This is a genomic window from Actinosynnema sp. NPDC020468, from assembly GCF_040642015.1.
GTDB lineage: Bacteria > Actinomycetota > Actinomycetes > Mycobacteriales > Pseudonocardiaceae > Actinosynnema.
Window position 1 is genome coordinate 102,419 of sequence record NZ_JBFAEO010000024.1, and the last position, 22,550, is coordinate 124,968.

22 protein-coding genes are annotated in these 22,550 nt (G+C 72.4%); 12 read left to right on the top strand and 10 right to left on the bottom strand.

The features are described 5' to 3' along the window. Positions 1-89: 89 nt before the first annotated feature. On the top strand, positions 90-926 hold the full coding sequence (locus AB0G50_RS19065) for an aldo/keto reductase (RefSeq protein WP_360109930.1): 837 nt from the start codon (positions 90-92) through the stop codon (positions 924-926). Positions 927-970: 44 nt separating this feature from the next. Here the strand turns inward: AB0G50_RS19065 and AB0G50_RS19070 are convergent, their stop codons facing one another. The 3 genes from AB0G50_RS19070 to AB0G50_RS19080 are packed head-to-tail and all read right to left on the bottom strand — an operon-like array spanning position 971 to position 2,873. Then, a complete protein-coding gene (locus tag AB0G50_RS19070) occupies positions 971-1,375 on the bottom strand; it encodes a hypothetical protein (RefSeq protein ID WP_360109933.1) in 405 nt (134 codons plus the stop codon). Further along, positions 1,372-2,202 (bottom strand): hypothetical protein, encoded by an 831-nt coding sequence (locus AB0G50_RS19075; RefSeq protein WP_360109936.1) that lies wholly within the window; start codon positions 2,200-2,202, stop codon positions 1,372-1,374. Before AB0G50_RS19075 ends, AB0G50_RS19070 begins: the two co-directional genes overlap by 4 nt. Next, complete coding sequence (locus tag AB0G50_RS19080) at positions 2,202-2,873, bottom strand: MOSC domain-containing protein (RefSeq protein ID WP_360109939.1); 672 nt, start codon at positions 2,871-2,873, stop codon at positions 2,202-2,204. The genes AB0G50_RS19075 and AB0G50_RS19080 overlap by 1 nt, the downstream gene beginning before the upstream one ends. Before the next feature lie 97 nt (positions 2,874-2,970). Between AB0G50_RS19080 and AB0G50_RS19085 the strand changes: the two genes are divergently transcribed. Beyond that, positions 2,971-3,696, top strand: coding sequence for a hypothetical protein (locus AB0G50_RS19085; RefSeq protein ID WP_360109942.1), 726 nt, complete (start codon positions 2,971-2,973; stop codon positions 3,694-3,696). On the opposite strand, the gene AB0G50_RS19090 is transcribed toward AB0G50_RS19085, so the two are convergent. The 5 genes from AB0G50_RS19090 to AB0G50_RS19110 form a co-directional block, all read right to left on the bottom strand. Then, the gene (locus AB0G50_RS19090) at positions 3,693-4,391 is read right to left on the bottom strand and encodes a peptidylprolyl isomerase (protein WP_360109945.1); all 699 of its coding nucleotides are present in this window, start codon (positions 4,389-4,391) and stop codon (positions 3,693-3,695) included. The two genes, AB0G50_RS19085 and AB0G50_RS19090, sit on opposite strands and share 4 nt — an antisense overlap. A gap of 81 nt (positions 4,392-4,472) precedes the next feature. After that, a complete protein-coding gene (locus tag AB0G50_RS19095; protein WP_360109948.1) occupies positions 4,473-7,382 on the bottom strand; it encodes an AAA family ATPase in 2,910 nt (969 codons plus the stop codon). 88 nt (positions 7,383-7,470) lie between these two features. Continuing rightward, the gene (locus AB0G50_RS19100; protein WP_360109951.1) at positions 7,471-7,677 is read right to left on the bottom strand and encodes a hypothetical protein; all 207 of its coding nucleotides are present in this window, start codon (positions 7,675-7,677) and stop codon (positions 7,471-7,473) included. After that, positions 7,674-10,559: a type 2 lanthipeptide synthetase LanM family protein gene (locus AB0G50_RS19105; protein WP_360109953.1), complete on the bottom strand. Its 2,886-nt coding sequence runs from the start codon at positions 10,557-10,559 to the stop codon at positions 7,674-7,676. The genes AB0G50_RS19100 and AB0G50_RS19105 overlap by 4 nt, the downstream gene beginning before the upstream one ends. Positions 10,560-10,989: 430 nt before the next feature. Further along, entirely contained in the window at positions 10,990-11,655 is a 666-nt protein-coding gene (locus tag AB0G50_RS19110; protein WP_360109956.1) for a TetR/AcrR family transcriptional regulator, read from the bottom strand. A 92-nt stretch (positions 11,656-11,747) separates the two neighbouring features. Between AB0G50_RS19110 and AB0G50_RS19115 the strand changes: the two genes are divergently transcribed. After that, positions 11,748-12,461 carry a DUF4386 family protein gene (locus AB0G50_RS19115; protein ID WP_360109959.1) on the top strand — a complete coding sequence of 238 codons (714 nt, stop codon included), beginning with the start codon at positions 11,748-11,750 and terminating at the stop codon, positions 12,459-12,461. A gap of 46 nt (positions 12,462-12,507) precedes the next feature. On the opposite strand, the gene AB0G50_RS19120 is transcribed toward AB0G50_RS19115, so the two are convergent. Beyond that, entirely contained in the window at positions 12,508-13,062 is a 555-nt protein-coding gene (locus AB0G50_RS19120) for a hypothetical protein (protein ID WP_360109962.1), read from the bottom strand. An 83-nt stretch (positions 13,063-13,145) separates the two neighbouring features. Between AB0G50_RS19120 and AB0G50_RS19125 the strand changes: the two genes are divergently transcribed. After that, positions 13,146-13,640, top strand: coding sequence for a hypothetical protein (locus AB0G50_RS19125; protein WP_360109965.1), 495 nt, complete (start codon positions 13,146-13,148; stop codon positions 13,638-13,640). 186 nt (positions 13,641-13,826) lie between these two features. On the opposite strand, the gene AB0G50_RS19130 is transcribed toward AB0G50_RS19125, so the two are convergent. Beyond that, entirely contained in the window at positions 13,827-14,276 is a 450-nt protein-coding gene (locus AB0G50_RS19130; RefSeq protein WP_360109968.1) for a MarR family winged helix-turn-helix transcriptional regulator, read from the bottom strand. 317 nt (positions 14,277-14,593) lie between these two features. On the opposite strand from AB0G50_RS19130, the gene AB0G50_RS19135 reads away from it, so the two are divergent. The 8 genes from AB0G50_RS19135 (at position 14,594) to AB0G50_RS19170 (ending at position 22,516) form a co-directional block, all read left to right on the top strand. After that, positions 14,594-15,355, top strand: a complete 762-nt coding sequence (locus AB0G50_RS19135) for a DeoR/GlpR family DNA-binding transcription regulator (RefSeq protein WP_360109971.1) — start codon at positions 14,594-14,596, stop codon at positions 15,353-15,355. Positions 15,356-15,422: 67 nt separating this feature from the next. Continuing rightward, complete coding sequence (locus tag AB0G50_RS19140) at positions 15,423-16,757, top strand: sugar ABC transporter substrate-binding protein (protein ID WP_360109974.1); 1,335 nt, start codon at positions 15,423-15,425, stop codon at positions 16,755-16,757. A gap of 25 nt (positions 16,758-16,782) precedes the next feature. Further along, positions 16,783-17,676: a sugar ABC transporter permease gene (locus tag AB0G50_RS19145; protein ID WP_360109977.1), complete on the top strand. Its 894-nt coding sequence runs from the start codon at positions 16,783-16,785 to the stop codon at positions 17,674-17,676. After that, complete coding sequence (locus AB0G50_RS19150; protein WP_360109980.1) at positions 17,673-18,473, top strand: carbohydrate ABC transporter permease; 801 nt, start codon at positions 17,673-17,675, stop codon at positions 18,471-18,473. Before AB0G50_RS19145 ends, AB0G50_RS19150 begins: the two co-directional genes overlap by 4 nt. Then, a complete protein-coding gene (locus tag AB0G50_RS19155) occupies positions 18,470-19,459 on the top strand; it encodes a zinc-dependent alcohol dehydrogenase family protein (protein ID WP_360109983.1) in 990 nt (329 codons plus the stop codon). Before AB0G50_RS19150 ends, AB0G50_RS19155 begins: the two co-directional genes overlap by 4 nt. Before the next feature lie 433 nt (positions 19,460-19,892). Next, positions 19,893-20,798: an amino acid ABC transporter permease gene (locus AB0G50_RS19160; RefSeq protein WP_360109986.1), complete on the top strand. Its 906-nt coding sequence runs from the start codon at positions 19,893-19,895 to the stop codon at positions 20,796-20,798. Further along, positions 20,798-21,550 (top strand): amino acid ABC transporter ATP-binding protein, encoded by a 753-nt coding sequence (locus tag AB0G50_RS19165; protein WP_360110004.1) that lies wholly within the window; start codon positions 20,798-20,800, stop codon positions 21,548-21,550. The genes AB0G50_RS19160 and AB0G50_RS19165 overlap by 1 nt, the downstream gene beginning before the upstream one ends. A 12-nt stretch (positions 21,551-21,562) precedes the next feature. Further along, positions 21,563-22,516 (top strand): ABC transporter substrate-binding protein, encoded by a 954-nt coding sequence (locus AB0G50_RS19170; RefSeq protein WP_360109989.1) that lies wholly within the window; start codon positions 21,563-21,565, stop codon positions 22,514-22,516. The last annotated feature ends 34 nt before the right edge of the window (positions 22,517-22,550 follow it).

Sequence of the window (22,550 nt, forward strand, 5' to 3'; positions counted from 1 at the left end):
CACGAGTTCGCCCGATCGGGGAACATCGGAGGTGCGGCGCGTGGTTGGCGTCGGTGGAACGGATCCCGAGCTGCAAGGAGCACTCTGAGGTGTCTGGAACCTTTACGCTGGGTGGCGACCTGACCGTGAACCGCCTCGGCTACGGCGCGATGCGGCTGACCGGTCCGGGGATCTGGGGCGATCCGGCGGACCGCGACAACGCTATCGCGGTGCTGCGGCGCGCGGTGGAGCTGGGCGTCGACCTGGTCGACACGGCCGACTCGTACGGGCCGCACGTGAACGAGGAGCTGATCCGCGAGGCGCTGCACCCGTACGACGGCGTGGCGATCGCGACGAAGGCCGGTCTGGTGCGCACCGGTCCGGACGAGTGGCACCCGCTGGGCAAGCCGGTGTACCTGCGGCAGGCGCTGGAGACGAGCCTGCGGCGGCTGGGCGTGGAGCGGATCGACCTGTACCAGCTGCACCGGATCGACCCGGACTACCCGTTGGAGGACCAGGTCGGCGAGCTGAGGAAGTTGCAGGAGGAGGGCAAGATCCGGCACATCGGACTGTCCGAGGTGGACGTGGCGCAGCTGAAGGCGGCGCGCGAGGTGGCCGAGATCGTGAGCGTGCAGAACCTGTACAACCTCGCGACCCGCCACCACGAGGCGGTGCTCGACTACGCGACGGAGGAGGGCCTGGCCTTCATCCCGTGGTACCCGGTCGCCGCCGGCGACATCGCCCGCCCGGGAGGCGTCCTGGACACCGCCGCCCAGGACCACTCGGCCACCCCGGCCCAGCTGGCCCTGGCCTGGCTGCTCCGCCGCTCGCCGGTCGTGCTGCCGATCCCGGGAACGTCCTCGTTGGCGCACCTGGAGGAGAACGTGGCGGCGCGCGACATCACGCTGACGGACGAGGAGTTCACCAAGCTGTCGGCTTTGGCGTGACTCGCGGTCGGTGGGCGGTTCTGGTTCCGAGCCGCCCACCGGCATCATTCCCGCCGGTCCTGAGCACCCGTCCACAGCGGCACCACGAAGTCCGAGATCTCCATTCCGCGCTCGTCGTCGATCGGCGGGACGCGGTAGTCGAGTTCCCGGACCCTGTCGAGGAATTCGGCGGGCAGGCGCAGGTCGTAGGTGTCGAAGTAGTAGCCGAGGTCTCGACGCCAGATGTACTCGCCGTCGGTGAGGATGCCGGCGCCGTCGACAACGGTGTGGTCGCCTCCGAGTACATCGGGATCGACGCCCATCGTGGAGATGATGTCCACGCCGGAGTCCAGGTAGGCGCGGACGAGCGCCGCGTCCCGCTCCCGGTCGGAGCCGAGGAAATCCCTGATGGACTCCTGCGGGTCACCGCAGGTGTCCCATAGTTCCCGGTAGTGGCCCAGAATTTTCATCGCGCCTCTCCCAAGGGCAGAAAAATCCGCCAACAGCCGCCGTCGGAGTGTAGTGGGTTCTGGTTCGGGCCTCGGAACCGGAGGATCCCCACCTTCTTCGTCGGGGCGGTGACCGGCACGCCGAGCGCGTTCGCCAAAGCCTGGGCCGCCGGGACGTCGGACGCGTTGTGCGCGATGGACCCGGAACGGCAGGAGATCAGCCTGATCGGGCCACCGGTGTAATGAGGATTACCGATTACCGCGTCGGCGACGTGGTTCGGGTGCAGTGCTCCGCTGTCGATGTTCGCGCCGGCCGCGTTCAGGGCACCCGGATCGAAGAAGCCCTTGTCCGTCCCGTGCACGATCACGTCGTGGTGTTCCGGGTCGGGCGCGATCATGCTCCGGTTCGACAGCGTGGCCAGGTCGTAGCCGATGGTCGTGGAGTGCCCGCGGTGGTAGACCGGGATGCCGTTGGGCAGCGCCGCGTCACCGGGCTCTTTCGGCGGCGCGCCCGCCGGTGACTGACCGTGGTTGCGGGCGTGCCACCGGCGGCGGGTGCCCATGGTGGCCGTCGGGCCGCCCGCCGTCGGGCCGCCTGCCGTCAGGTAGGACTCGATGCTCGCCCGCGCGGCGTCCAGCAGGGCCACCAGGTGGGTCACGTCGGCGGCCTCGGTGAAGGACGCCGCGGCTTGGGCGGCGTCGGGGGAGTCGGTGCCGGACAGCGCCGTCGCGAGCAGGGCGTGGGCCTCGGTGGCCAGGTCGGCGGCGGTGTGCAGGGCCGCGGTGGCGTGGGAGGCCTGGTCCCGCACGGTGCGCAGGACCGACTCCACCTCGCCCAGCGACGGCATCAGTCGTCTACGCCCGCTCCGTACGCGTCTCGGCGCTCGATCCGCTCCAGGACCGGTTTCGGGAGGTCGGCCGACGCCGGGAGGAGGTCCGGGAGGCGGTCGGCCTCCAGGGTCAGCGCGCGGAAGGTGAGGCCGACGGTGACCTTGTGGTCCGGGCGGTCCACGACCTCGATGCCGTCACCCGGGCTGATGCGGCCCGATTCGACCACCGCGAAGTACGCGCCCGGCACCGCGCGGCGGATGAACTTCTTCATCCAGCCCTTGACGCCCATCACCCGGACGAACGTCATGCACGGGATGCGGGGCGAGGTCACCCGGAGCAGGGCGTCGCCGATCCGCCAGCGCTCGCCGATCAGCGCGTTGGTCAGGTCGACGCCCGCGGTCGTCAGGTTCTCGCCGAACAGGCCCGGCGGCAGGTCGCGCTCGAGTTCGGCGCCCCACTCGTCCAGGTCCTCGCGCGCGTACGCGTAGACCGCCTGGTCGTCACCGCCGTGGAACCGCAGGTCGGACACGTGGTCGGTGACCAGGCCGCTCCCGCCCTCGCCGCGCGGACCGGGCGCGCGGACCTCCACCGGGCCGCTCACGGGCTGCTTGCCGATGCCGGTGTGGCCGAGGTCGGACTTGTCGGTTTCCACCCGCGAGCCGACGTTGAGGGAGAGAACGTGTGCCATGGTGCGAAGGTATCCCAGGCAGTTCGGGTGTTCGCCCCCATCCGGCGCGCCGGGTGCGGGAGGATGGACGCGTCCGGATGTCCCAGTGGGGGAGCACATGCGCAGGTCGGTTGTCGCGCTCCTGGTCGCCGTCGGCCTGCTCGCCGGGTGCGCCGAGCGCACCGCGCTGCCGGAACCGACGCTCTCGCCCGCGGTGAAGGACACCGCGACCCTCGTCCGCGTCCTCACCTCGCGCGCCGCCGAGCAGCGGTCGGTGCGGTTCACCGCGCGGACCGGCATCCCCGGCCGGGTAGTCGAACTCACCGGTGGACTGCTGCGGACACCCGAAGGCCGGTTGCTCACCGCGCGGGAGGACGGCGTCACCGACCTGGTGGTCACCGCCGAGGCGGGCTTCTCCCGCGAGTCCGGCGCGCCCTGGGTGCGGCACGGGCTGGCCGAGCGGTTGCAGGGCCGCAGCGCCACCACGTCGGTCGGGCTGGTGGACGAGGTGGACCCGGTCGACGTGGCCGACGGGCTCACCGGCGGCATGATCGTGGAGGTCGGCGGCGAGGCCCTCGACGGTGTCACCACGCGCCGCTACACGATGCTCGTGGACCTGCGCCAGCAGGCCGCCCGCACCCCGGACCCGGACCTGCGCGGCCGGTTGCTCGGCGCCTACGACTCCGGTTTCACCGGCACGGCCGTCGTCTGGGTCGGACCGGGCGACCTGCCGGTGAAGGTGGAGCAGACGCTGACCACGTTGGAGGACAAGGTCTTCCTCCAGACCACCCACACCTTCACCGACTGGAACTCCGACGTCCGCGTCCGGGCGCCGATCTCCTAGCAGCCGCGCTTCGCGTCCTTGATGTCCACGGGCTTGAGCGGCGAGCCGTCGACCGGGGCGGGGTCCTCGGCGGTCGGCTTGATGCCGGTGGCCGCGATCTTGTCCAGCGTGCGCAGGCCCTCCTCGCCGATGGAGCCGAACACGGTGTAGTTCGGCCGCAGCGTCGAGTCCGACTGCACGAGGAAGAACTGGCTGCCGTTGGTGTCCGGCCCGGCGTTGGCCATCGCGAGCGTGCCGCGCGGGTAGATCCGCCGGGTGCCGGTCGGGTCGTTCGGCGCCGGCGGCAGGTTCGTCGGCAGCTCGTCCTTGTACTTGTAGCCGGGACCGCCCTCGCCGGTGCCGGTCGGGTCACCGCACTGGAGGACCTTCAGCGTCGGGTACGCGGTGAGCCGGTGGCACGTGGTCCGGTCGTAGAAACCCTTGTCCAGCAGGTGCAGGAAGCTCTGCACGGTGCACGGCCCGGCCGCCCGGTCCAGCTTCAGCGGGATCCGGCCCTGGTTCGTCTTGAGCAGCACGTCGACCTTGCCGCGATCGGGCGTGTGCCGCGGGTCCGACGGCAACCGCACCGGCCGGGAGGCGGGCTCGTCGGGCGTCTTGGTGTAGGCGCACGGCCCGCGCGTCACGTCGGGTTCACCGGACGCCTGCGCCACGCCGCCGCCCAGCACCACCAGCACCAGCGCTAAAAGGATCCTCATGGGTGGAAGGTGTAGCCGACCGCGCGGCCCGCCGACCAGAGCCGACCGGCGGGTCTGCGCCACCGGCGTGGAATCCGCGCGCTACTCGGCCAGGGCGGCGGCGAAGCGGCTCAGCGACTCCCGGTCCGGCTGCGCGGTTTTGGTGATCAGGCTCGCGACGTGCTTCTCCACCGTGCGGGGTGAGATGTGCAGGCGGGTGGCGATCGCCTTGTTGCCCAGCCGGCCCGCGAGCAGCCGGAAGACCTCGAACTCGCGGACCGTCACGCCCAACGAGCGCAGCGAGCGCGGCACCTGGTCGGAACCCGTGCGGCGCTGCGGCACCGAGGCGCCGACCTGGCGCAGCAGACCGCGGCACGCGCTCGCGACCGCCGGGTGGTTGTTGGCGTGGAAGTACTCCTCGGCCGTGCGCAACCACGCCACCGGCTCGCCCCAGCCGTCGGCCACCGCGGCCTCGGCGACCAGCCGCAACCCCAGGTTGCGCGCCAACGGGTAGATCGACGCCGCCTCCAGCGCGGCCTCCACGACCTCCGCCGCCTCCTCGACCCGACCCTCCCGGCCCAGCAGCACGGCCGAGGCGAACCGGCCGAACACCCGGTTCCAGCGCATCCCGGCCGCGGCCGTCGAGGTCACCGCGCTGTGCTCGGCCGGCGTCGACGTGCCGTCCAGCGCGCCCAGCAGCAGCCGCAGCCCGTGCCGGCCGGACAGGTGGAACACCGTCGGCGTCTCCGCCTCGTGGCCCAGCGCCCGCGCCACGTCGTGCGCGGCCTGGTCGCGGTCCTCCTCCAGCAGCGCGCAGAACGCCCGCGCCAACCCGAAGCACAGCGGCCGCTCCTGCGAGCCCTCGCCGCCCAGCGCGTGGAACTCCGCGACCAGTCCGTCCACTTCGGACCGCACGCCCCGGTGCGCGGCCAGCACCGCCCGCGCCATCACCACGTACAGCGTCACCGACTTCAGCTTCAGCCGGCGCACCTCCTCCTCGCACCGCACCAGGTGCGCCGACGCGCGCTCGTACTCGCCGCGCAGCACCATGTCCAGCCCGAGGATGGAGTCCACATTGGACGCCACGGTGATCGCGCCGACCCGCAGCGTCTCCTCGCGCGCCTCCAGCAGCAACGAGGTGTCGCCCTCGGCCAACCACTCGATGCCCGCCTGCCGCACCACCGCGTAGGTCCGCTGGATGGGCAACCCGTTGTCCTCGGCCAGCTTCCGGGCGAACGCGAAGCAGCGCACCGCCTCGTCCAGGTCCCGGTCGCGGGCCAGCACGCCCAGCAGCTGCCACGTCTGGCAGGCCACCGCCGGCAGCGGAACCCGTTGCGCGGCAAGGGCCGCCCGGCGCGCCAACGCCTCGGCCGCGCCGATCCGGTCCGGCCGCAACGCGTTCAGCGTCAGGAACGCGGCCACCACGTCCAACCGCGCGGTGTGCCCGTCGTCCGGGTCCGGACCGAGCAGCGCGCGGGCCTGCTCGACCTGCGCCATGCCGTCCTGCCACCACCCGGCCAGGTGCGCGACCTGGGCCAGCCGGGTGTGCAGCTCCGCCCGCCGGTCCCGGCCCAACCCGGCCGCCGCCAGCTCGGCCACCGCGTCCACCAGCGCGAACGCCCGCTCGAACTGGCCCGCCTCGCCGAGCGCGGGCAGCAGCGAGTCCAGCACGTCGGCCCGGATCCGCACGTCCACCCCGCTCGCGAGCAGCCGGTGCGCGTGGTCCAGCAGCCGCACCGCCGACCCGGCCGCGCCGTCGGCCAGCGCCCGTCGGCCGGCCTGTGCGAGCAGCGCGCCCGCCTCGGAGGTCTGGCCCGCGTCCAACCGCAGCGACGCCACCAGCGGACACCACTCGCCGGGCAGGTCCGGGTGCAGCGCCTCGACCGCGTCCGCGGTGCGCCGCGCCACGTCCGCGCGGTCGGTCGGGGTCAGCTGGGCCAGCAGCGCGTCGGCGGTCAGCGGGTGCCGGAACGCGTACCAGTCCGGCACCGGCTCGTCCGGCGTCACCAGTTGCGCCGCCACGCCCGCGTGCAGGTGGTTGAGCAGGCTCCGGTCGTCCATCCCGGTCACCAACCGCAGCACCGACAGCGGGAACCGGTGCCCCAGCACGGCCGCGACCGACAGCAGTTCGCGCCCCTGCGGCCCGAGACCGTGCGTGCGGTGCGCGATCGCGCGGACCAACGCGCTCGGCACGTCGATGCGCAGCTCGCCGAGCACCCGCCACCCGGCCGGGCCCTCCGCCAGCAGCCCGCCGTTCACCATGCCGTGCAACATTTCCTCGACCACGAAAGGGTTTCCGGCGCTGTCCTGGCACAGCCGCTCGGCCACCTCGTCGGGCACCTCGTGGTCGGCGACCTCCAGGCAGGACGCGGCCATCCGCCGCACCTGCGCCCGGTCGAGCCGGCGCAGCTCCAGCAGCACGCCCGCCTCGCGCTGCGCGGCCAGCCGGATCACGTCCAGCGCGTGGCCGGGATCGGCGCGCGTGGTCACCACCAGCACCACCGGCACCTGGTCCAGGTTGTCCACCAGGTAGTCGATCACCGCGAGCGTTTCCTCGTCCGCGTCGTGCAGGTCCTCCAGCACCAGCAGGCACGGCCGGTCGCGACCCACCACGGCGAGCAGCCGCAGCACGGCCTCGGCGAGCACCACGACGGAACCGACCGCCTGCGCGTCGTCGCCCCACTCGGGAACCAGTCTGCCGAGCACCGGCCGGTACGGTCCCAGCTCCGCCAGATCCGGGCGGTCACCGGTGCGCAGCAACGACATCAGCGCCTCGGCCAACGGCCGGAACGGCACCAGCGGACCGATCGTGCTGCCCCGGCCGCGCAGCACCCGCATGCCGAGGTCGAACGCCGCGCCGGCGGCCACCCGGGCCAGCCGGGTTTTGCCGATGCCTGCCTCCCCGACCAGGAACACGGCGGTCCCGCGGTGGGCGGCGGCGTCGGCCAGTGCCCTCCGGACGACCTGGAGTTCGGCGTCGCGGCCGACCACGACCGGCGCCCGGGTTTGCATGTCGTGACTTTAGTCAGGCCGGACGATCCCGCGCCAAACTGCCCGCACCCCCAGTGTCGGGCGGGCAGTTCGGCCGGGGACCGCGCGCCTAGCGCATGCCGGGCGCGCTCACCGTGGTGTCGGCGATGCCGACGGCGACGGCCACGTAGGCCCCCACGGCGAGCCCGAGCCCGGACAGGGCGCGGGCTCGGGCGCCGGTCATGGTCCGACGGGCGGGCGCCAGTTCACCGGCGGGGTGTTCGCCGTCCTGGTCGGGTCTCCAGGTGGCGCCCTCGTCGCGGTCGGCGTCGCTCATGGGTGGTTCTCCTCGCGGGGGTAGGTGCTTGCAGGGGTTTCCAACAGCAGCACGGACGGCACCTGGTCGGGGAACGCCAGGCGGAGAAGTCCGTACCCGATTCCGGACAGGCCGGTCAGGAGCCCGGCCGACGGCACGCCCCCAGGGGTGCCGCAGCGCGCGCCGAACTGGTCCAGCGCGCCGAGCACCAGGCCCGCGCGCCGGTTGAGCATCGCCGCGGCCAGGTCGTGACCGCGTTCGGCGAGCACCGCGAGCGACTCCAGCGCGCCGAGTTCGCCGTGGCACAGGCTGAGGTCGCGCAACGGCTCGTGCACCGCCAGCGCGTTGAGGCACCGGTCGAGGTGCAGGGTGTAGGTGTCGACGGGCTGGTCGGGGTGCGCGGAGTGGGCGAGCACCGCGCCGGACAACCCCGAGCACCAGCTGTGGTCGGCCTCGCCCACGTCCAGCAGTCGTTGGCGCAGCGCGTGGTCGGCCCGCAGGTTGGCCCGGCCGGTCGCGCCGTAGCGGTGGTCGCCGGTCGCGCGGGCGAACCGCAGCAGCGCCCAGCCGATGCCTGCCCGGCCGCGGGCGAACCCGTCGCCGCGCCCGGTCGTGGCCATCAGCCGGTCCGCGTAGGCGCGCGCGAGCGTCCCGGCGGCGGGGAGGTCGCGCAGCCGGTCGACGGCCAGCATCGCGGCGACACCGCCCGCCCAGCCCTCCACCACGTCGCACGAGTCCTGGCCGGCCGACTCGACGGTCGCCGCGACGTCGACCGCGGCGCGCAGCCAGCCGTCGATCTCGGGCGCCCCCAACAGGTCCGTGAGCCGGGCGAGCGCGTAGGACAGGCCGCCGAGACCGTGGAACGCGCCGCTGCCGACCGCGATCGCGAGTTCGTCGTCCGCGGCGAACGCGTCCAGCAGCGCCGGCACGGGCGTCAGCGCGTCGCGGGCGAACTCGGTGTAGCGGGCGGCTCCGGTGAGCGCGCCCAGCTGCGCCAGGAACAGCGCGACGCCGGTGTAGCCGTTGGACAACCCGGCGCCCATCGCGGCGACCACCCAGTGCCGGTCGTCCACGAGTTCCAGGCCGACCCAGTTGACCCGGCCGCCCTCGGCGGTGGCGTGCGCCAGGATCTCGTCGGCGATGCCGCACGCCGCGCCCAGAAGTCGTTGCGGGTCCGGCACTCCCGGGCTGAGCGGACCGGGGAGCGCGGCGCCCGAGCGGTGCTCGACCGGGCGCGGCCTGCTCGCCAGCGCGGCGCTGATCAGCCACTGCTGGTCGTTGCGGTCGACCTCGTCCAGCTCGGCGATCTTGTGCCGCACGGCGTCCAGGCCCGTGGTGGGCAGCAGGTCGGGCAGCAGCTCGCCGGTCGCGGTCCACACGTGCGGGCTGGCGGGCGTGGTGGTGAACAGCGGGACGTCGCCCGCCCACAGGTCGGTCAGCTCGTGCGGCACCAGGGCGCGGGTGACGTCCTCGGTGGACTCGGTCCACAGCAGGTCCAGCACGAGGTCGCGGTCGGAGGCGCCGCGCAGCGCGTCGGGGTGCGTCGACTCGTCCAGCAGGGTCGCGTAGAGCTGCGTGGTCCTGGGCACGAACCGGATCGGGAGGTCGGCGAAGCCGGTCAGCAGGCCGTCGGCGCCGAGCAGGTCGGCGCGGTGCTCGGACAGCGCGTCGTAGCCGGTGCGGAAACCGGCCAGCAGCGCGCCGCGGTAGTCGGCGGGCTCGGCCTCGACGCCGTCGAGAACGGGGCGGTTGAGCGCTTTCGGCATCGGCGCGGGCCGGCGGACCAGGCGCATCCGGTCGGTGCCGGGGTGCAGCCACGTGACGCCGTCGGCCGGGAAGTGATCGCCGTGGTCGCCGCCGACGCCGCCGATGTCGAGCGCGCCGTGGTCGCCGAGCAGGACCCTGGGCAGCACGGCGGTCCGGTGCACGGAGCGCGCCAGCGCCTTCACCGCCGGGTCCGCGGGCATGCCGACCGTCGGGTGGAACAGGGTTTCCACGTCCACCAGCACCGGGTGGCCGCCGGACGCGATCAGGTTCTCGTAGTGCATGTCGGTGCCGTCGACGGCGTACAGCAGGGCTAACAGCGCGCCGAGCCGGTGGTAGAAGCGGCCGACCTCGGTGACGTCCGCGCACGGGGCGTGCTCCACGAACCGGATCCACCCGTACATGTCCCGGTTGAGCGCCTCGGGGACGGTGAGGTCGAGCCCGGTCCTCTTGTCGAACCACTCGACCAGTTCGGCGAACCGCGCGTGCAGCGCGACGGGCCGCGGCTTGTAGACCACCTTCCGGCCGTCCGCGAACTCGACCACGGCGACCGTCCGCCCGCGCTGGTGCGCGTCGCCGCGCCCGGTCTCGATCCGGGTCGGGCGGCCCGGGTCCCGGTTGTCGAGCAGGTGCCGGACGATGTCGTCGTGGTCGGCGGCGAGGCGGTCGAGCAGCTCGCGCTGGGCGTCGACGGCCTGGAGGCAGGTCTGCGCGAGCAGGCGGGCCAGCACCGGGTACTTCGCCAGGAACGCCGGCAGGTCGAGGTGCGACACGAAGTGCTCGAACCGCTGGGCGGGCGACGTGCCGTCGAGCGCGCCCGCCAGCCTGCGGAGGTTCAGCTCCAGCACCAGGGCCCGCGCGGCGGTGCGGGCGAGCCGGTGGCCGAGCGCGTGGGCGAAGTCGCCGTCGAACCGCGCGTCGGCCTTGGTGGCGGCGCGCACCAGTGGCCGGAGCGCGAACGCGAACGCGTCCTCCCACCCGCCGCCGGGGAAGTCCTCATGGGTCGCGGTCGCGTTGGCGCGTTCCACGAACGCGACCCATGACGGCCGTCCGCGCGGGACGACCAGCTCGTGGCGCGACCCGCGCACACCACCGAGCCACCAGGAGTCGGGAAGCCGGTCGACGGCGCACGGGATCACGGTGCCAAGGTCGCACGCCGCGCCGCCGGTGCACATGGGGGCAGTGCCCCCACATTTGCCCGCGGCCCACCACTGTTGTAGGGCGGCGGGCGGGTGCGCCTGATCAGCGCCGATCGTTCGCCGGGCGAACGGCTGTCCACAAGGCGACACCCCCGCACCGACCACATCGGACCGGGGCGCTGCCTCCGGAAAACCGAACCGCGCCCTGAACCGTCTCAACCGGAGGTTGCAACGACCCCCGGGTTGGGGGCTCGGCGACGTGGGCGGGCCGCTGTGGGGCACGGGCGTCGCGGGGGTGGCGTTCCGGACGGGGTGCGCCGCGCTCCGGATCGGTCACGTCGACCGGTGGGCTCCGGCCGGGTGTGCGAGGGCAGGTGCGAGAGGTTCCGGCCCGGTCGGACCGGCTCGGCGGTCGCCGAGCGCGTCGCGGTCAGGGTGCGATGCCCAGGTCCGCGGACAGCGCCTGGAAGCGGGACAGCGCCAGCGGGGTGGTGTCCTCGCCCAGCCAGGTCAGGTGGCCGAAGGTCTCCAGGACCACCAGGCCGTGGATGGTGGTCCAGGCGGTGAAGGCGACCGCGGCGGCGTCCGGCGGGAGGTTCACCGCGCCCGCGAAGACCGACAGGGTGGTCAGGGTGGGCGGCACCTCGCGGCGGGCCAGGGTGCCGCGGCGCCAGGCCTTGACGATCGGCGGGACGAAGGCGGCGCCCACGTTGCGGCTCGCGTAGGAGGTCGGGCCGGATTCCGGGGCCTCGTAGTCGGGGATCGGGGTTCCGTAGAGCAGGGCGAACTCGTGCGGGTGGGCCAGGGCCCACCCGCGGTACGCCAGGGCCGCCGCCACGAACGCGTCGCCCTCGGCGGCGTCCCGCGCGCGGCAGACCTCCTCCGCCAGGGCCGCGAAACCGTCCGTGATCAGGTCGGTCAGCAGCGCGTCCCGGCTCGGGTAGTAGCGGTACAGGCCCGCCGGGCTCATGCCGATGGACGCCGCCACCGCGCGCAGCGACAACTGCGCGCCGCCGACCTCCCTGAGGTGGGCCAGCGCCGCCGCCTTGATCTCGGCCGACGTCTGTTCCCGGAGTCGTACCCGCCTGGTCGCCATGGTGCGTGAGGGTAGCGCGTTGCGATTGGTGTTCGCAGTGCGATACCGTGGAAAGTGTGAACAGTGATCGCAAAATGAACGATGGTCGTGAAGTGGATACTGATCGCAACGAGGTGGGCCGACGGGCGACCGCGGCCCTGTTGCTGGTGGAGGGGCTGCTGCTGTTCGTCCCGCTGGTGGTGCTGGGCGCGGCGGTGGGGTGGCCCGCGAGCCTGGGCGACCCGGCGGCGACCGTGCTGCCCCGGGTCGCGGAGAACGAGTCGGCGCTGCGGGCCGGGTACGTCGTGTACCTCGCCTACTCGGCGCTGTTCCTGCCGGTGGCGCTGTGGGCGACGGCGCGCCTCGCGCCGGGCCTGCGGGACTCGCCGGTCGTCCGGCTCGGCGCGGCGTTCGCGGCGCTGTCCGCACTGGCGCGGTGCGTCGGCATCGTCCGGTGGCTCACGACCATGCCCGACCTCGCGCACGCGTGGCAGGCGGGGGAGCACCGGGAGGCGGTCGAGGTGCAGTACACCGCGCTGAACTCGTTCGCGGGCGGTGTCGGCGAGCTGCTCGGGGTGTCGCTGTTCGCCGCCGGGTGGCTGCTCTGCCTGGCGAAGGTCGCGGACATCCCGTTGTGGCTCAAGGGTTTCACCGTCGTGACCGCCGCCGCGCTCGCGCTGCCGCTGGTCGAGCTGCTCGGCGTCGACGCGGGCGCGCTCATCAGCGTGGGCAGCGGGACGGTCCAGGTCTGGTTCCTGGTCGCGGCGGTCCACGTGCTGCGGAGCCGGTCGGTGCGGACGGGTGGTCGCGTCGCGGTCGGGGTGTGACGGGAGCGACGGGTGTTCGCAACGTGCTCACCGCACGCGGCGAGGCCTACTTGGCCTTGCAGTTGGCGGCTTCCTTGCCGGCGGCGACGAACTCCGGCGGCAGGGACACGTTGGTCATCTTCTCCACGCCCTCGTTCATCACACCGACCGCCTCGGTCATGTTCTGGAGCACGGTGGAGTAGACGTCCATGGTCAACCCGGTGGCGCCGTCCACGGTGGACTTGGCCGAGGCGAGCTTGTCCCGGGCCTTGGTCAGCGGCTCGACGGTCACCTGGACCGCGGTGTCGCCCGCGGGCGCGGGTGCCGGGGTCAGCTCGCCGAGGTCGTGCACCGCCACGTTCAGCACGTCGACCACCCGCCCGAGCGCCTCGCTGAGCTGCTTCTTGGCCGCGGCCGGGTCGGTGGCGGGTTCGCCCGTGCTCACCCCGCCGGAGGCGACCAGGTAGTTCGCGACGCCGCAGAAGTTGTTCATCCACCGCACCAACTCCGCGTCCGCCCCGGCGCCGGAGGTGACCGGCGCGGCGACCGGGGTTCCGGCCACCGGCACCGCGCATCCGGACAGCACGAGCAGCGCCACCACGAGTATTCCCCACCGGTTCACGTCTTTGTTCTACCTCACCCGTCACCCGATGGTGGGCCGCCGCATGACAACGACGCGACGGCTCGGCCACGATTGGCCACCTCATGGCTGTCACACTCGAGTTCCGGGACGACGTCGCGGTGATCACCGTCGACCAACCGCTGGACACGGCGTCCCCCCAGGTCAGGGCACTGCTCCCGGAGGCGGCGGAGGCGGGCGCGGTGGTGCTGCACGGCGGCGCGCGGCTCTCGGAGGTCGACGGCGACGCGCCCTCCAGCGTCTTCTCGCCCCGCCCCTCGGCCGGTCGCGGCGTCGCCGAGCTGCGCCACGCCCTGGCCGACCTGTCGGTGCCGGTGGTGGCCGCGCTGGCGGGCAGCGCGTGCGGTCCGGTGGTCGAGCTGGCGCTGGCGTGCCACGGCCGGGTGCTGGCCGCCGGCGGCGAACTCGGCCGCGTCAGCGGCTCGGCGGTGCTGGTGGGCCGCCGGGTACCGGCCGCCGAAGCCCTCCGCACCGGCCTGGTGGACCGCGTGGTGCCCGCGTGCGCGGTGCTGGCGGCGGCGGTGGACCTGGCCAACGAGTGCCGCCGCCGTCGGGGCTGACCGGGGTTCGCCGCCTGGTGAAGCCGGCTTGACCTCGGGCGGGCCGCGCGGTCGTCCGGCGAGGCCCGGCCCGTGGGGCCGGCTGTCGGGATCGCGTCGGACGCGGGAAACCTCGGTTGCCGCGGCGGTCTGGGCTGACCAAGCGCTCGCCTGGTGAAGCCGGGTTGACCTCGGGCGGGAGGAACCTCAGTCCCGGTCGGGTTTTCCGCCTCGGGTCGCCAGGTTGGCCTCCAGGCGGCCCAGTACGCGCAGGCAGTCGGCGCGTTCGGCGGCCTTCATGCCGGCGGTCGCGGCCTCCTCCAGTTCGGCGCAGCTGCGCTCGACGCTGAGCCGGAGGGCGTGGCTCGCGGTGGTGGGTTCGACCAGGGTGGCCCGGCCGTCGCACGGGTCGGGCGCGCGGCGGACGAAACCGGCCTTCTCCAGGCGTTGCACGGTGCGCGTCATGGTGGCCGAGTCGGCGCCCAGTTCGGCGCACAGGCAGGTCTGGCGCCGGGGACCGTGGTCCCACAGGTGCATCATCACCAGCTCCTGGCCGGGGTGCAGGCCCGCCTCCCGGAGCAGCCGGGTGGCGAGGGCGCGGTACTGCCTGGCGAGTCCGGCGATCGCGTGGCTCACGCTTCCTGTCTGGTCAGCCATGTGGCCCAGATTAGCGACCCGCTGTGAGCCGGCACACCACGACGACCGGTGAATCGACCTCCCTGTCCGGACAGGCGAACCGCCGGCCCCGGACCGCAGATCCCCGATCTGCACGGGCGTCCGGTGTGGGAACGGGCGGCGGGTGTGCGGGAAACGGGCGGGAACACCGGCGATCCGGGCGTTGTGCCGGGTGAAACGGGCGGGAATCGGGCGGTGTTCACCGGGGGTGCGGAGGTGGTCACGGGCTGAGGTCGGTGTTAGACCTTGGGGGGTGCCCGTTCGGGCCGCGGTGGTCCGAGGGGGCGGGGGAGGTGGACGTGCGGGCTGACGAGCGCAAGCGGCGGATCCTCGCCCGGGCCCGGGCCGACGGGCGGGTCGACGTGGCCGAGATCGCCGCCGAGTTGGCGGTGGCGCAGGAAACCGTCCGGCGGGACCTGAGGTTGCTGGACGACCACGGCCTGGTGCGCCGGACGCACGGCGGCGCGCTGCCGGTGGAGAGCGCCGGGTACGAGACCGGGCTGAAGTTCCGGTCGGTGTCGATGGTCCCGGAGAAGCGGCGGATCGCGAAGGCCGCCGCCGACCGGCTCGGCGACGCGGAGACCGTGTTCATCGACGAGGGGTTCACCCCGCAACTCGTCGCCGAGGCGCTGCCCACCAGCAGACCGCTCACCGTGATCACCGCGTCGCTGCCGACCGCCGCCGCGATGTCCGAGGTGCCCTCCGCGTCCGTGCTGCTGCTCGGCGGACGGGTGCGCGGGCGCACGCTCGCCACCGTCGACCACTGGGCCACCAGGATGTTGGCGGACATGGTGATCGACCTCGCCTACATCGGCGCCAACGGGATCACCCGCGAGCACGGGCTCACCACGCCGGACCCGGCGGTGGGCGCGGTCAAGGCGCAGGCGCTGACCTCGGCGCGCCGCCGCGTGTTCGTCGGCGTGCACACCAAGTTCGGGGTGTCGAGCTTCCACCGGTTCGCGTCCGTGTCGGACCTGGAGGCGGTCGTCACCGACGCCGCCCTGTCCGCGGGCGAGGCGCACCGGTACTCCCTGCTCGGACCGAAGGTCGTTCGCGCGTAACGAGAAGAAGTCGAACCCGGGCCTGCCGAGCAGGCCCTGTTCCGGCACGCCGAGGAAAGGCGGAACGATGCACCCACTCCGGTACGGCGGCGTCCTGGCCGCAGTGCTCCTGACGACGAGCGCGTGCGCCGGCGCGGGCGGAAGCGGTGACGCGATCACCGTGCTCATGGTGAACAACCCGCAGATGCTGGACCTCCAGAAGCTCACCGCCGAGCACTTCACCAGGACCACCGGCATCCGCGTCGACTTCACCGTGCTGCCGGAGAACGACGTCCGCGACAAGATCGGCCAGGACTTCTCCGGCCAGGCCGGGCAGTACGACGTCGCGACGATCTCCAACTACGAGACGCCGATCTACGCGAAGAACGGCTGGCTCGCGCCGCTGGACGGGTACGCGGCGCAGGACGCCGGGTTCGACCAGGGCGACGTGCTCGACCCCGTCCGCCGCTCGCTGACCGCCGCGGACGGCAAGGTCTACGCCGAGCCGTTCTACGGCGAGTCGTCGTTCCTCGTGTACCGCAAGGACGTCCTCGACGCGAAGGGCGTGACGCTGCCGGAACGGCCTACGTGGCACCAGGTCGCGGACGCGGCGGCGGCGGTCGACGGCGCGCAGCCCGGGATGAGGGGCATCTGCCTGCGCGGCCAACCGGGGTGGGGTCAGGTGATGGCGCCGCTGACCACCGTGGTCAACACCTTCGGCGGCACGTGGTTCACCGAGGACTGGCAGGCGCGGGTGAACGCGCCGGAGTTCGTCGCGGCCACGAAGTTCTACGTGGACCTGGTGCGCGCGCACGGCGAGGCCGGCGCGTCGCAGGCGGGGTTCACCGAGTGCCTGACCACGATGACCCAGGGCAAGGTCGCGATGTGGTACGACGCCACGGTCGCCGCCGGCCTGCTGGAGGCCGCCGACTCGCCGGTGCGCGGCAAGCTCGGCTACGCGCAGGCGCCGGTGGACCGGACGGAGAGCTCGGCGTGGTTGTACACGTGGGCGTTCGGCATCCAGAAGGCGAGCCGGAAAGCCGACCAGGCCTGGAAGTTCGTGTCCTGGGCGGCGGGCAAGGGCTACGAGGAGCTGGCCGGGAACACCCTCGGCTGGTCGCGGATACCGGACGGCAAGCGGACGTCGACCTACCGGCGGCCCGAGTACCTGACCGCGAGCGGCGCGTACGCGAAGCAGGTGGAGGCCGCCATCGCGGGCGCGAAGCCGAACGACCCCGGCGTGCAGAAGCGACCCGCGCCGGGCATCCAGTTCGTCGGCATCCCGGAGTTCACCGACCTGGGCACTAGGGTGTCGCGCAAGGTCAGCGCGGCGATCGCCGGTTCGTCCACAGTGGACGAGGCGCTCGCCGAGGGTCAGGCGCTCGCCGAGGCGGTCGCCGCGAAGCACCGGAGCGCCGGGTGAACCCGTCCCCGATCGGCCTCACCCGGTGACCGGCCGCTGGGCCAGGCGCGCGCCGCTGCTGCCCGCGCTGCTGTTCACCGTCGTCGTCACGCAGCTGCCGTTCGTGGCCACGCTGGTGATCTCCTTGCTGCGCTGGAACTCCCTGGAACCCGACGTGCGCGGTTTCGCGGGCGTGGACAACTACACCGCCGTGGTCACCGACCCCGACCTGCGGTCCGCGGTGGGCACGACGGTGGTGCTGACCGGGTCCGTGGTGGTGGTGAGCCTGCTGCTGGGACTGGTGTTCGCGCTGCTGCTGGACCGCCGGTTCCCCGGCCGCGGCCTGGTCCGCACGATGCTCGTCACGCCGTTCCTGGTCATGCCGGTCGCGGCGGCGCTGCTGTGGAAGCACGTGCTGTACAACCCGGAGTACGGGTTGCTCAACGGAGTCCTCACCTGGCTGTTCGGCGCGGGCGCGCCGCAGCCGGACTGGATCGGCTCCGCGCCGCTGGTCGCGGTCGAGGCCTCGCTGGTGTGGCAGTGGACCCCGTTCATGATGCTGATCCTGTTGGCGGGCCTGCGAAGCCGACCGCCGGACGCGGAGGAGGCGGCCCGGGTCGACGGCGCCTCCGGGTGGCAGGTGTTCCGGCACCTGACGCTGCCGCACCTGCGGCCGTACCTGGAGCTGGGCGCGCTGCTCGGCTCGGTGTACGTGGTGCAGAACTTCGACGCCGTCTTCACCATCACCTCCGGCGGCCTGGGCACGGCCAACCTCCCCTACACCGTCTACCAGACCTTCTACCAGGCGCACGACTACGGCCGGGCCTCCGCGGCCGGCGTGGTGGTGGTCGCCGGGTCGCTGGTGCTCGCCGCGTTCGCGCTCCGGGTGGTGTCCTCGTTGCTGCGCGAGGACGTCGACAGGGCGGGTGCGACCGCGTGAACCGGGTTCTCGGTGTGGTGGCGTGGTTCGCCGGACTGCTGTTCTTCGCGCCGGTGGGGTGGATGGTGCTAACGTCGCTGCACCACGAGCCGGACGCGGCGACCAACCCGCCGTCGGTCGGCGCGCCGCTGACCCTGGACTCCTACCGGGAGTTCTTCGACTCGAACCCGTGGCCACCGCTCGCGAACTCGCTCACCGCGAGCGTCGGCTCGACGCTGCTCGTGCTGCTGCTGGCCGTGCCGGCCGCGTACGCGCTGTCGATCCGCAAGGTCGAGAAGTGGTCGGACGTGCTGTTCTTCTTCCTGTCCACCAAGATGCTGCCGGTGGTGGCGGGACTGCTGCCGCTCTACCTGGTCGCCCGGTACTCCGGGTTGCTGGACGACATCTCGTTCCTGGTCGTGCTGTACACCTCGATGAACCTGCCGATCGCGGTGTGGCTCGCGCGGTCGTTCCTGGCCGAGGTGCCGCGCGAGGTGCTGGAGGCCGCCGCGCTGGACGGCGCCGGGCTCGGCACCACGCTGCGCCGGGTGGTCGTGCCGCTGACCCTGCCCGGTCTCGCCGCGACCTCGTTGATCTGCTTCGTCTTCAGCTGGAACGAGCTGCTGTTCGCCCGGGTGCTCACCGGCGTGGTCGCGGGCACCGCGCCCGTGCACCTGACCGGTTTCGTGACCAGCCAGGGCCTCTTCCTGGCCAAGGTGTGCGCCGCCGCCGTGGTGGTGTCGCTCCCGGTGCTCGTCGCCGGGTTCGCCGCCCAGGACAAGCTTGTCCGGGGCCTGTCGTGGGGAGCGGTCAAGTGAGGGCAGCGGTGATCACCGGCGTCGGTGCGGTCGAGGTCGCGGAGGTGCCGGACCCGGCGCCCGGTCCGCGCGAGGTCGTGGTGGACGTGGCCGCGTGCGGCCTGTGCGGCACGGACCTGCACATCCTGGAGGGGGAGTTCGCGCCGACGCTGCCCGTGGTGCCCGGCCACGAGTTCGCGGGCGTGGTGGCCGAGGTCGGCTCCGCCGTCACCGAACTCGCGGTGGGTGACCGGGTCGCGGTCGACCCCTCGCTGTACTGCCACGAGTGCCGCTACTGCCGGTCCGGCCGGGCCAACCTGTGCGAGCGGTGGGCCGCGATCGGCGTCACGGTCGGCGGCGGCGCGGCGGAGTACGCGCTCGCGCCGGTGGCGAACTGCGTGCGGCTGCCCGACCACGTGCGCACCGAGGACGCCGCGCTCATCGAGCCGCTGTCCTGCGCGGTGCGCGGGTACGACGTGCTGCGGTCGAGACTCGGCGGCCGGGTGCTCGTCTACGGCTCCGGCACGATGGGCCTGATGATGTTGCAGCTGGGCAAGCTGACCGGCGCGACCTCGGTCGAGGTGGTCGACCTGAACCCGGAACGCCTCGCCACCGCGGAACTCCTGGGCGTCACGGCCACCGCCGCGTCGGCGCGGGAGCTGGACCGGCCGGGCGGGTGGGACGTGGTGATCGACGCGACCGGCAACGCCGCCGCCATTCAAGACGGGCTGAACCGGGTGGCGAAAGGGGGAACGTTCCTGCAATTCGGGGTCTCCGACTACGACGCGCGGGTGACGATAGATCCGTACCGGATCTACAACCAGGAGATCACCATCACCGGCTCGATGGCCGTGCTGCACTCGTTCGAACGCGCCGCCGACCTGTTCGCCACCGGCGTGCTGGACCCCGAGGTGTTCATCAGCGACCGGCTGCCGCTCGCCGACTACGCCACCGCGCTCGACCGCTTCCGCGCCGGTCAGGGCCGCAAGATCCAGGTGCTGCCCTAGTCGCCGACCCGGTCCGCGCGCCGACCCCGGGGTGCGGACCGGTTGCGGGACAACGAACCCGTTTTTCCCTCACCGTGCGTCGCGACGGGGTGCTCCGGCGCGCGGGGGCAACCGCCCTCCGGTGTCTCGTGGAGCCGAGCGTTGCTCATTCCGGGTGAACCAGGCGCTTGTCAACCACCTACAGCCCGTGGTTTCAGCAGGTGGTCACTCTTGTTCGGCCGGTTTCGAAGTGCCTACGGTGCCGCCAGCCGTGTGAACCGAGTCGGGCGAAAGGGAGAGTGCGATGGCCGTCCTCTGCTCCCGTCGGCACATCGACTACGGCCGGGTTTTCAGCGCCTCCTGTCGCTGACCCCCGTCGCGTCACCGCCGCGTTCGCGAGCACCACCCGGCCCGAGGTGGTGCCCCGGTTCACCCCTCCCCGAAGGACCCCACCATGAGCGTGTCCGCACATCCACGCCTGCGCGCACCCGATGGCGACGACGACCTGGCCCGGCTGAAGGTGGTGCCCACCAGGCACCCGTGGCGCTGGGTCGGCATCGTCGTCGTGCTCGTCCTGGTCGCCATGTTCGTCAACGGCCTGATCACGAACCCGGGTTGGGACTGGCCGACCTTCTTCCGCTTCTTCACCGCGGAGTCGATCCTGCGCGCGGTCGGGGTGACGCTCCAGCTCACGCTCTACGGCACCGTGATCGGGTTCGGGCTCGGCATCGTGCTCGCCCTGATGCGCCTGTCCCGCAGCCGCTTCCTGACGGCGGTCAGCTGGACCTACATCTGGGCGTTCCGGTCGATCCCGCTGATCGTCCAGCTGCTGTTCTGGTTCAACATCTCCTACCTGTACAAGGAGTTGACCTTCGGCATCCCGTTCGGGCCCGCGTTCTTCGGTTTCGACACCAAGGACCTGATCAGCCCGATGGGCGCGGCGGTGCTCGGACTCGCGCTGCACCAGGCCGCCTACGCCGCGGAGATCGTGCGGTCCGGCATCATCGCCGTCGACCACGGCCAGCTGGAGGCCGCGGCCGCGCTGGGGATCCCGAAAACCCGGCAGTTCCGCCGGATCGTGCTGCCGCAGGCCATGCGGTCGATCCTGCCCAACGCCGCCAACGAGGTCATCGGACTCTTCAAGGGCACGTCGGTGGTGTCGGTCGTGGCGATCGGCGAGCTGTTCTACCAGGTGCAGGTGATCTACGGCCGCAACGCGCGGGTCGTGGCGCTGCTGATGGTCGCGACCGTCTGGTACATCGCGCTCACCACCCTGCTGTCCGTCGCGCAGCACTACGTCGAGAAGCGCTACAGCAAGGGCGCGACGAGGGACCAGGGGGGTTGGAAGTGGTCCAGGTGATGGTGGAGCTGCGCAACATCCACAAGAGCTTCGGGACGCTGGAGGTCCTGAAGGGCGTCGACCTCCGGGTGCGCGCGGGCGAGGTCGTGGTGATCCTCGGCCCGTCCGGCTCGGGCAAGTCCACGCTGCTGCGCACGGTGAACCACCTGGAGAAGGTGGACCAGGGCTACGTCAGCATCGACGGCGAGCTGATCGGCTACCGGCGTGCCGGCGACAAGCTGCACGAGCTGCACGAGCGCGAGGTGCTCAAGCAGCGCACCCACATCGGGTTCGTGTTCCAGAACTTCAACCTGTTCCCGCACCTGACCGTGCTGGAGAACGTGGTCGAGGCGCCCGTGTCCGCGCAACGCCGACCACTGGCGGAGGTGCGGGTCGAGGCCCGCGCCCTGCTCGCCCGGGTCGGGTTGGAGGACAAGGAGGACGCCTACCCGCGGCACCTGTCCGGCGGTCAGCAGCAGCGCGTGGCGATCGCCCGCGCGCTCGCCCTGCAACCGAAGGTCCTGCTCTTCGACGAACCCACCTCCGCGCTCGACCCCGAGCTGGTCGGCGAGGTGCTGGACGTCATCAAGGACCTGGCCCGCAGCGGCACCACGATGGTCGTGGTGACGCACGAGGTCGGGTTCGCCCGGGAAGTGGCCGACACCGTCGTGTTCCTCGACGCCGGTGTGGTGGTCGAACAGGGTCCGCCGAGCCAGGTGCTCGACGCCCCGAAGCAAGCGCGCACCCGCGCGTTCCTGTCCAAAGTGCTCTAAAGGGAGTTCCCGTTGTCCTGGTTGAAGATCACCGGTCTGCTGGCGGCTGCCGCGCTGTCGCTGACCGCTTGCGCGGGTGCCGACGGCGCGGCGACCGAGGAGAAGGTCGTCGCGGCGGGCAAAACCGTCAACCTGAGTCCGGAGCAGAACCGGGTGAAGGCCGACAAGGTGGACGCCATCGCGGCCAAGGTGCCCGAGGAGTTCCGCAAGGCGGGCAAGATCGCCATCGGCGGCTCCGCCGGAACCGCGCCGCCGCTGCGGTTCTACGCCAACGACGACAAGACGCCCATCGGCGTCGAGACCGACATCGCCTACCTGGTCGCGAACGTGCTGGGCCTCGAACCCGACCTCCAGGTCTCCTCGTGGGAGAACCTGTTCGTGGGCCTGGACTCCGGCCAGTACCCGCTCGGCATCTCCAACATCACGGTCACCGAGGCGCGCAAGGAGAAGTACGACTTCGCGACCTACCGGCTCGACACGCTGGCGTTCGAGGCCCTCAAGGGCGGCTCGTGGAAGGTGAGCAAGCCCGAGGACGTGGCGGGCAAGATCATCGCCGTGGGTTCGGGCACCAACCAGGAGAAGATCCTGGTCGACTGGTCGAAGGCCAACGAGGCCAAGGGGCTGAAGCCGGTCGACATCAAGTACTACCAGAACGCCGCCGACTACTACCTGGCGCTGGAGTCCGGCCGGATCGAGGCCTACCTCGGCCCGAACCCGTCCGCCGCCTACCACGTGGCGACGTCCGGCAAGACCGAGGTGATCGGCACCCTGTCCGGTGGGGGCGACATCATCGGCAAGATCGCCGTCACCACCAAGAAGGGCAGCGGGCTGGCCGAGCCGGTCGCCGAGGCGATCGACAACCTCATCAAGACCGGCAAGTACGCCGAGGTGCTCGACCGCTGGGGCCTGAAGGACGAGGCCGTCGACAAGTCCGAGATCAACCCGCCGGGTCTGCCGAAGTCCTGAGTGTCGGCCGGGTCGGGCGGGTGCGAGGCACACC

Coding starts and splice junctions, on each gene's coding strand:
- AB0G50_RS19070 (WP_360109933.1), bottom strand. CDS start 1,375: ATGAAAATTCTGGGCCACTACCGGGAACTATGGGACACCTGCGGTGAC.
- AB0G50_RS19075 (WP_360109936.1), bottom strand. CDS start 2,202: ATGCCGTCGCTGGGCGAGGTGGAGTCGGTCCTGCGCACCGTGCGGGAC.
- AB0G50_RS19080 (WP_360109939.1), bottom strand. CDS start 2,873: ATGGCACACGTTCTCTCCCTCAACGTCGGCTCGCGGGTGGAAACCGAC.
- AB0G50_RS19085 (WP_360109942.1), top strand. CDS start 2,971: ATGCGCAGGTCGGTTGTCGCGCTCCTGGTCGCCGTCGGCCTGCTCGCC.
- AB0G50_RS19090 (WP_360109945.1), bottom strand. CDS start 4,391: ATGAGGATCCTTTTAGCGCTGGTGCTGGTGGTGCTGGGCGGCGGCGTG.
- AB0G50_RS19095 (WP_360109948.1), bottom strand. CDS start 7,382: ATGCAAACCCGGGCGCCGGTCGTGGTCGGCCGCGACGCCGAACTCCAG.
- AB0G50_RS19100 (WP_360109951.1), bottom strand. CDS start 7,677: ATGAGCGACGCCGACCGCGACGAGGGCGCCACCTGGAGACCCGACCAG.
- AB0G50_RS19110 (WP_360109956.1), bottom strand. CDS start 11,655: ATGGCGACCAGGCGGGTACGACTCCGGGAACAGACGTCGGCCGAGATC.
- AB0G50_RS19125 (WP_360109965.1), top strand. CDS start 13,146: ATGGCTGTCACACTCGAGTTCCGGGACGACGTCGCGGTGATCACCGTC.
- AB0G50_RS19130 (WP_360109968.1), bottom strand. CDS start 14,276: ATGGCTGACCAGACAGGAAGCGTGAGCCACGCGATCGCCGGACTCGCC.
- AB0G50_RS19140 (WP_360109974.1), top strand. CDS start 15,423: ATGCACCCACTCCGGTACGGCGGCGTCCTGGCCGCAGTGCTCCTGACG.
- AB0G50_RS19160 (WP_360109986.1), top strand. CDS start 19,893: ATGAGCGTGTCCGCACATCCACGCCTGCGCGCACCCGATGGCGACGAC.
- AB0G50_RS19165 (WP_360110004.1), top strand. CDS start 20,798: ATGGTGGAGCTGCGCAACATCCACAAGAGCTTCGGGACGCTGGAGGTC.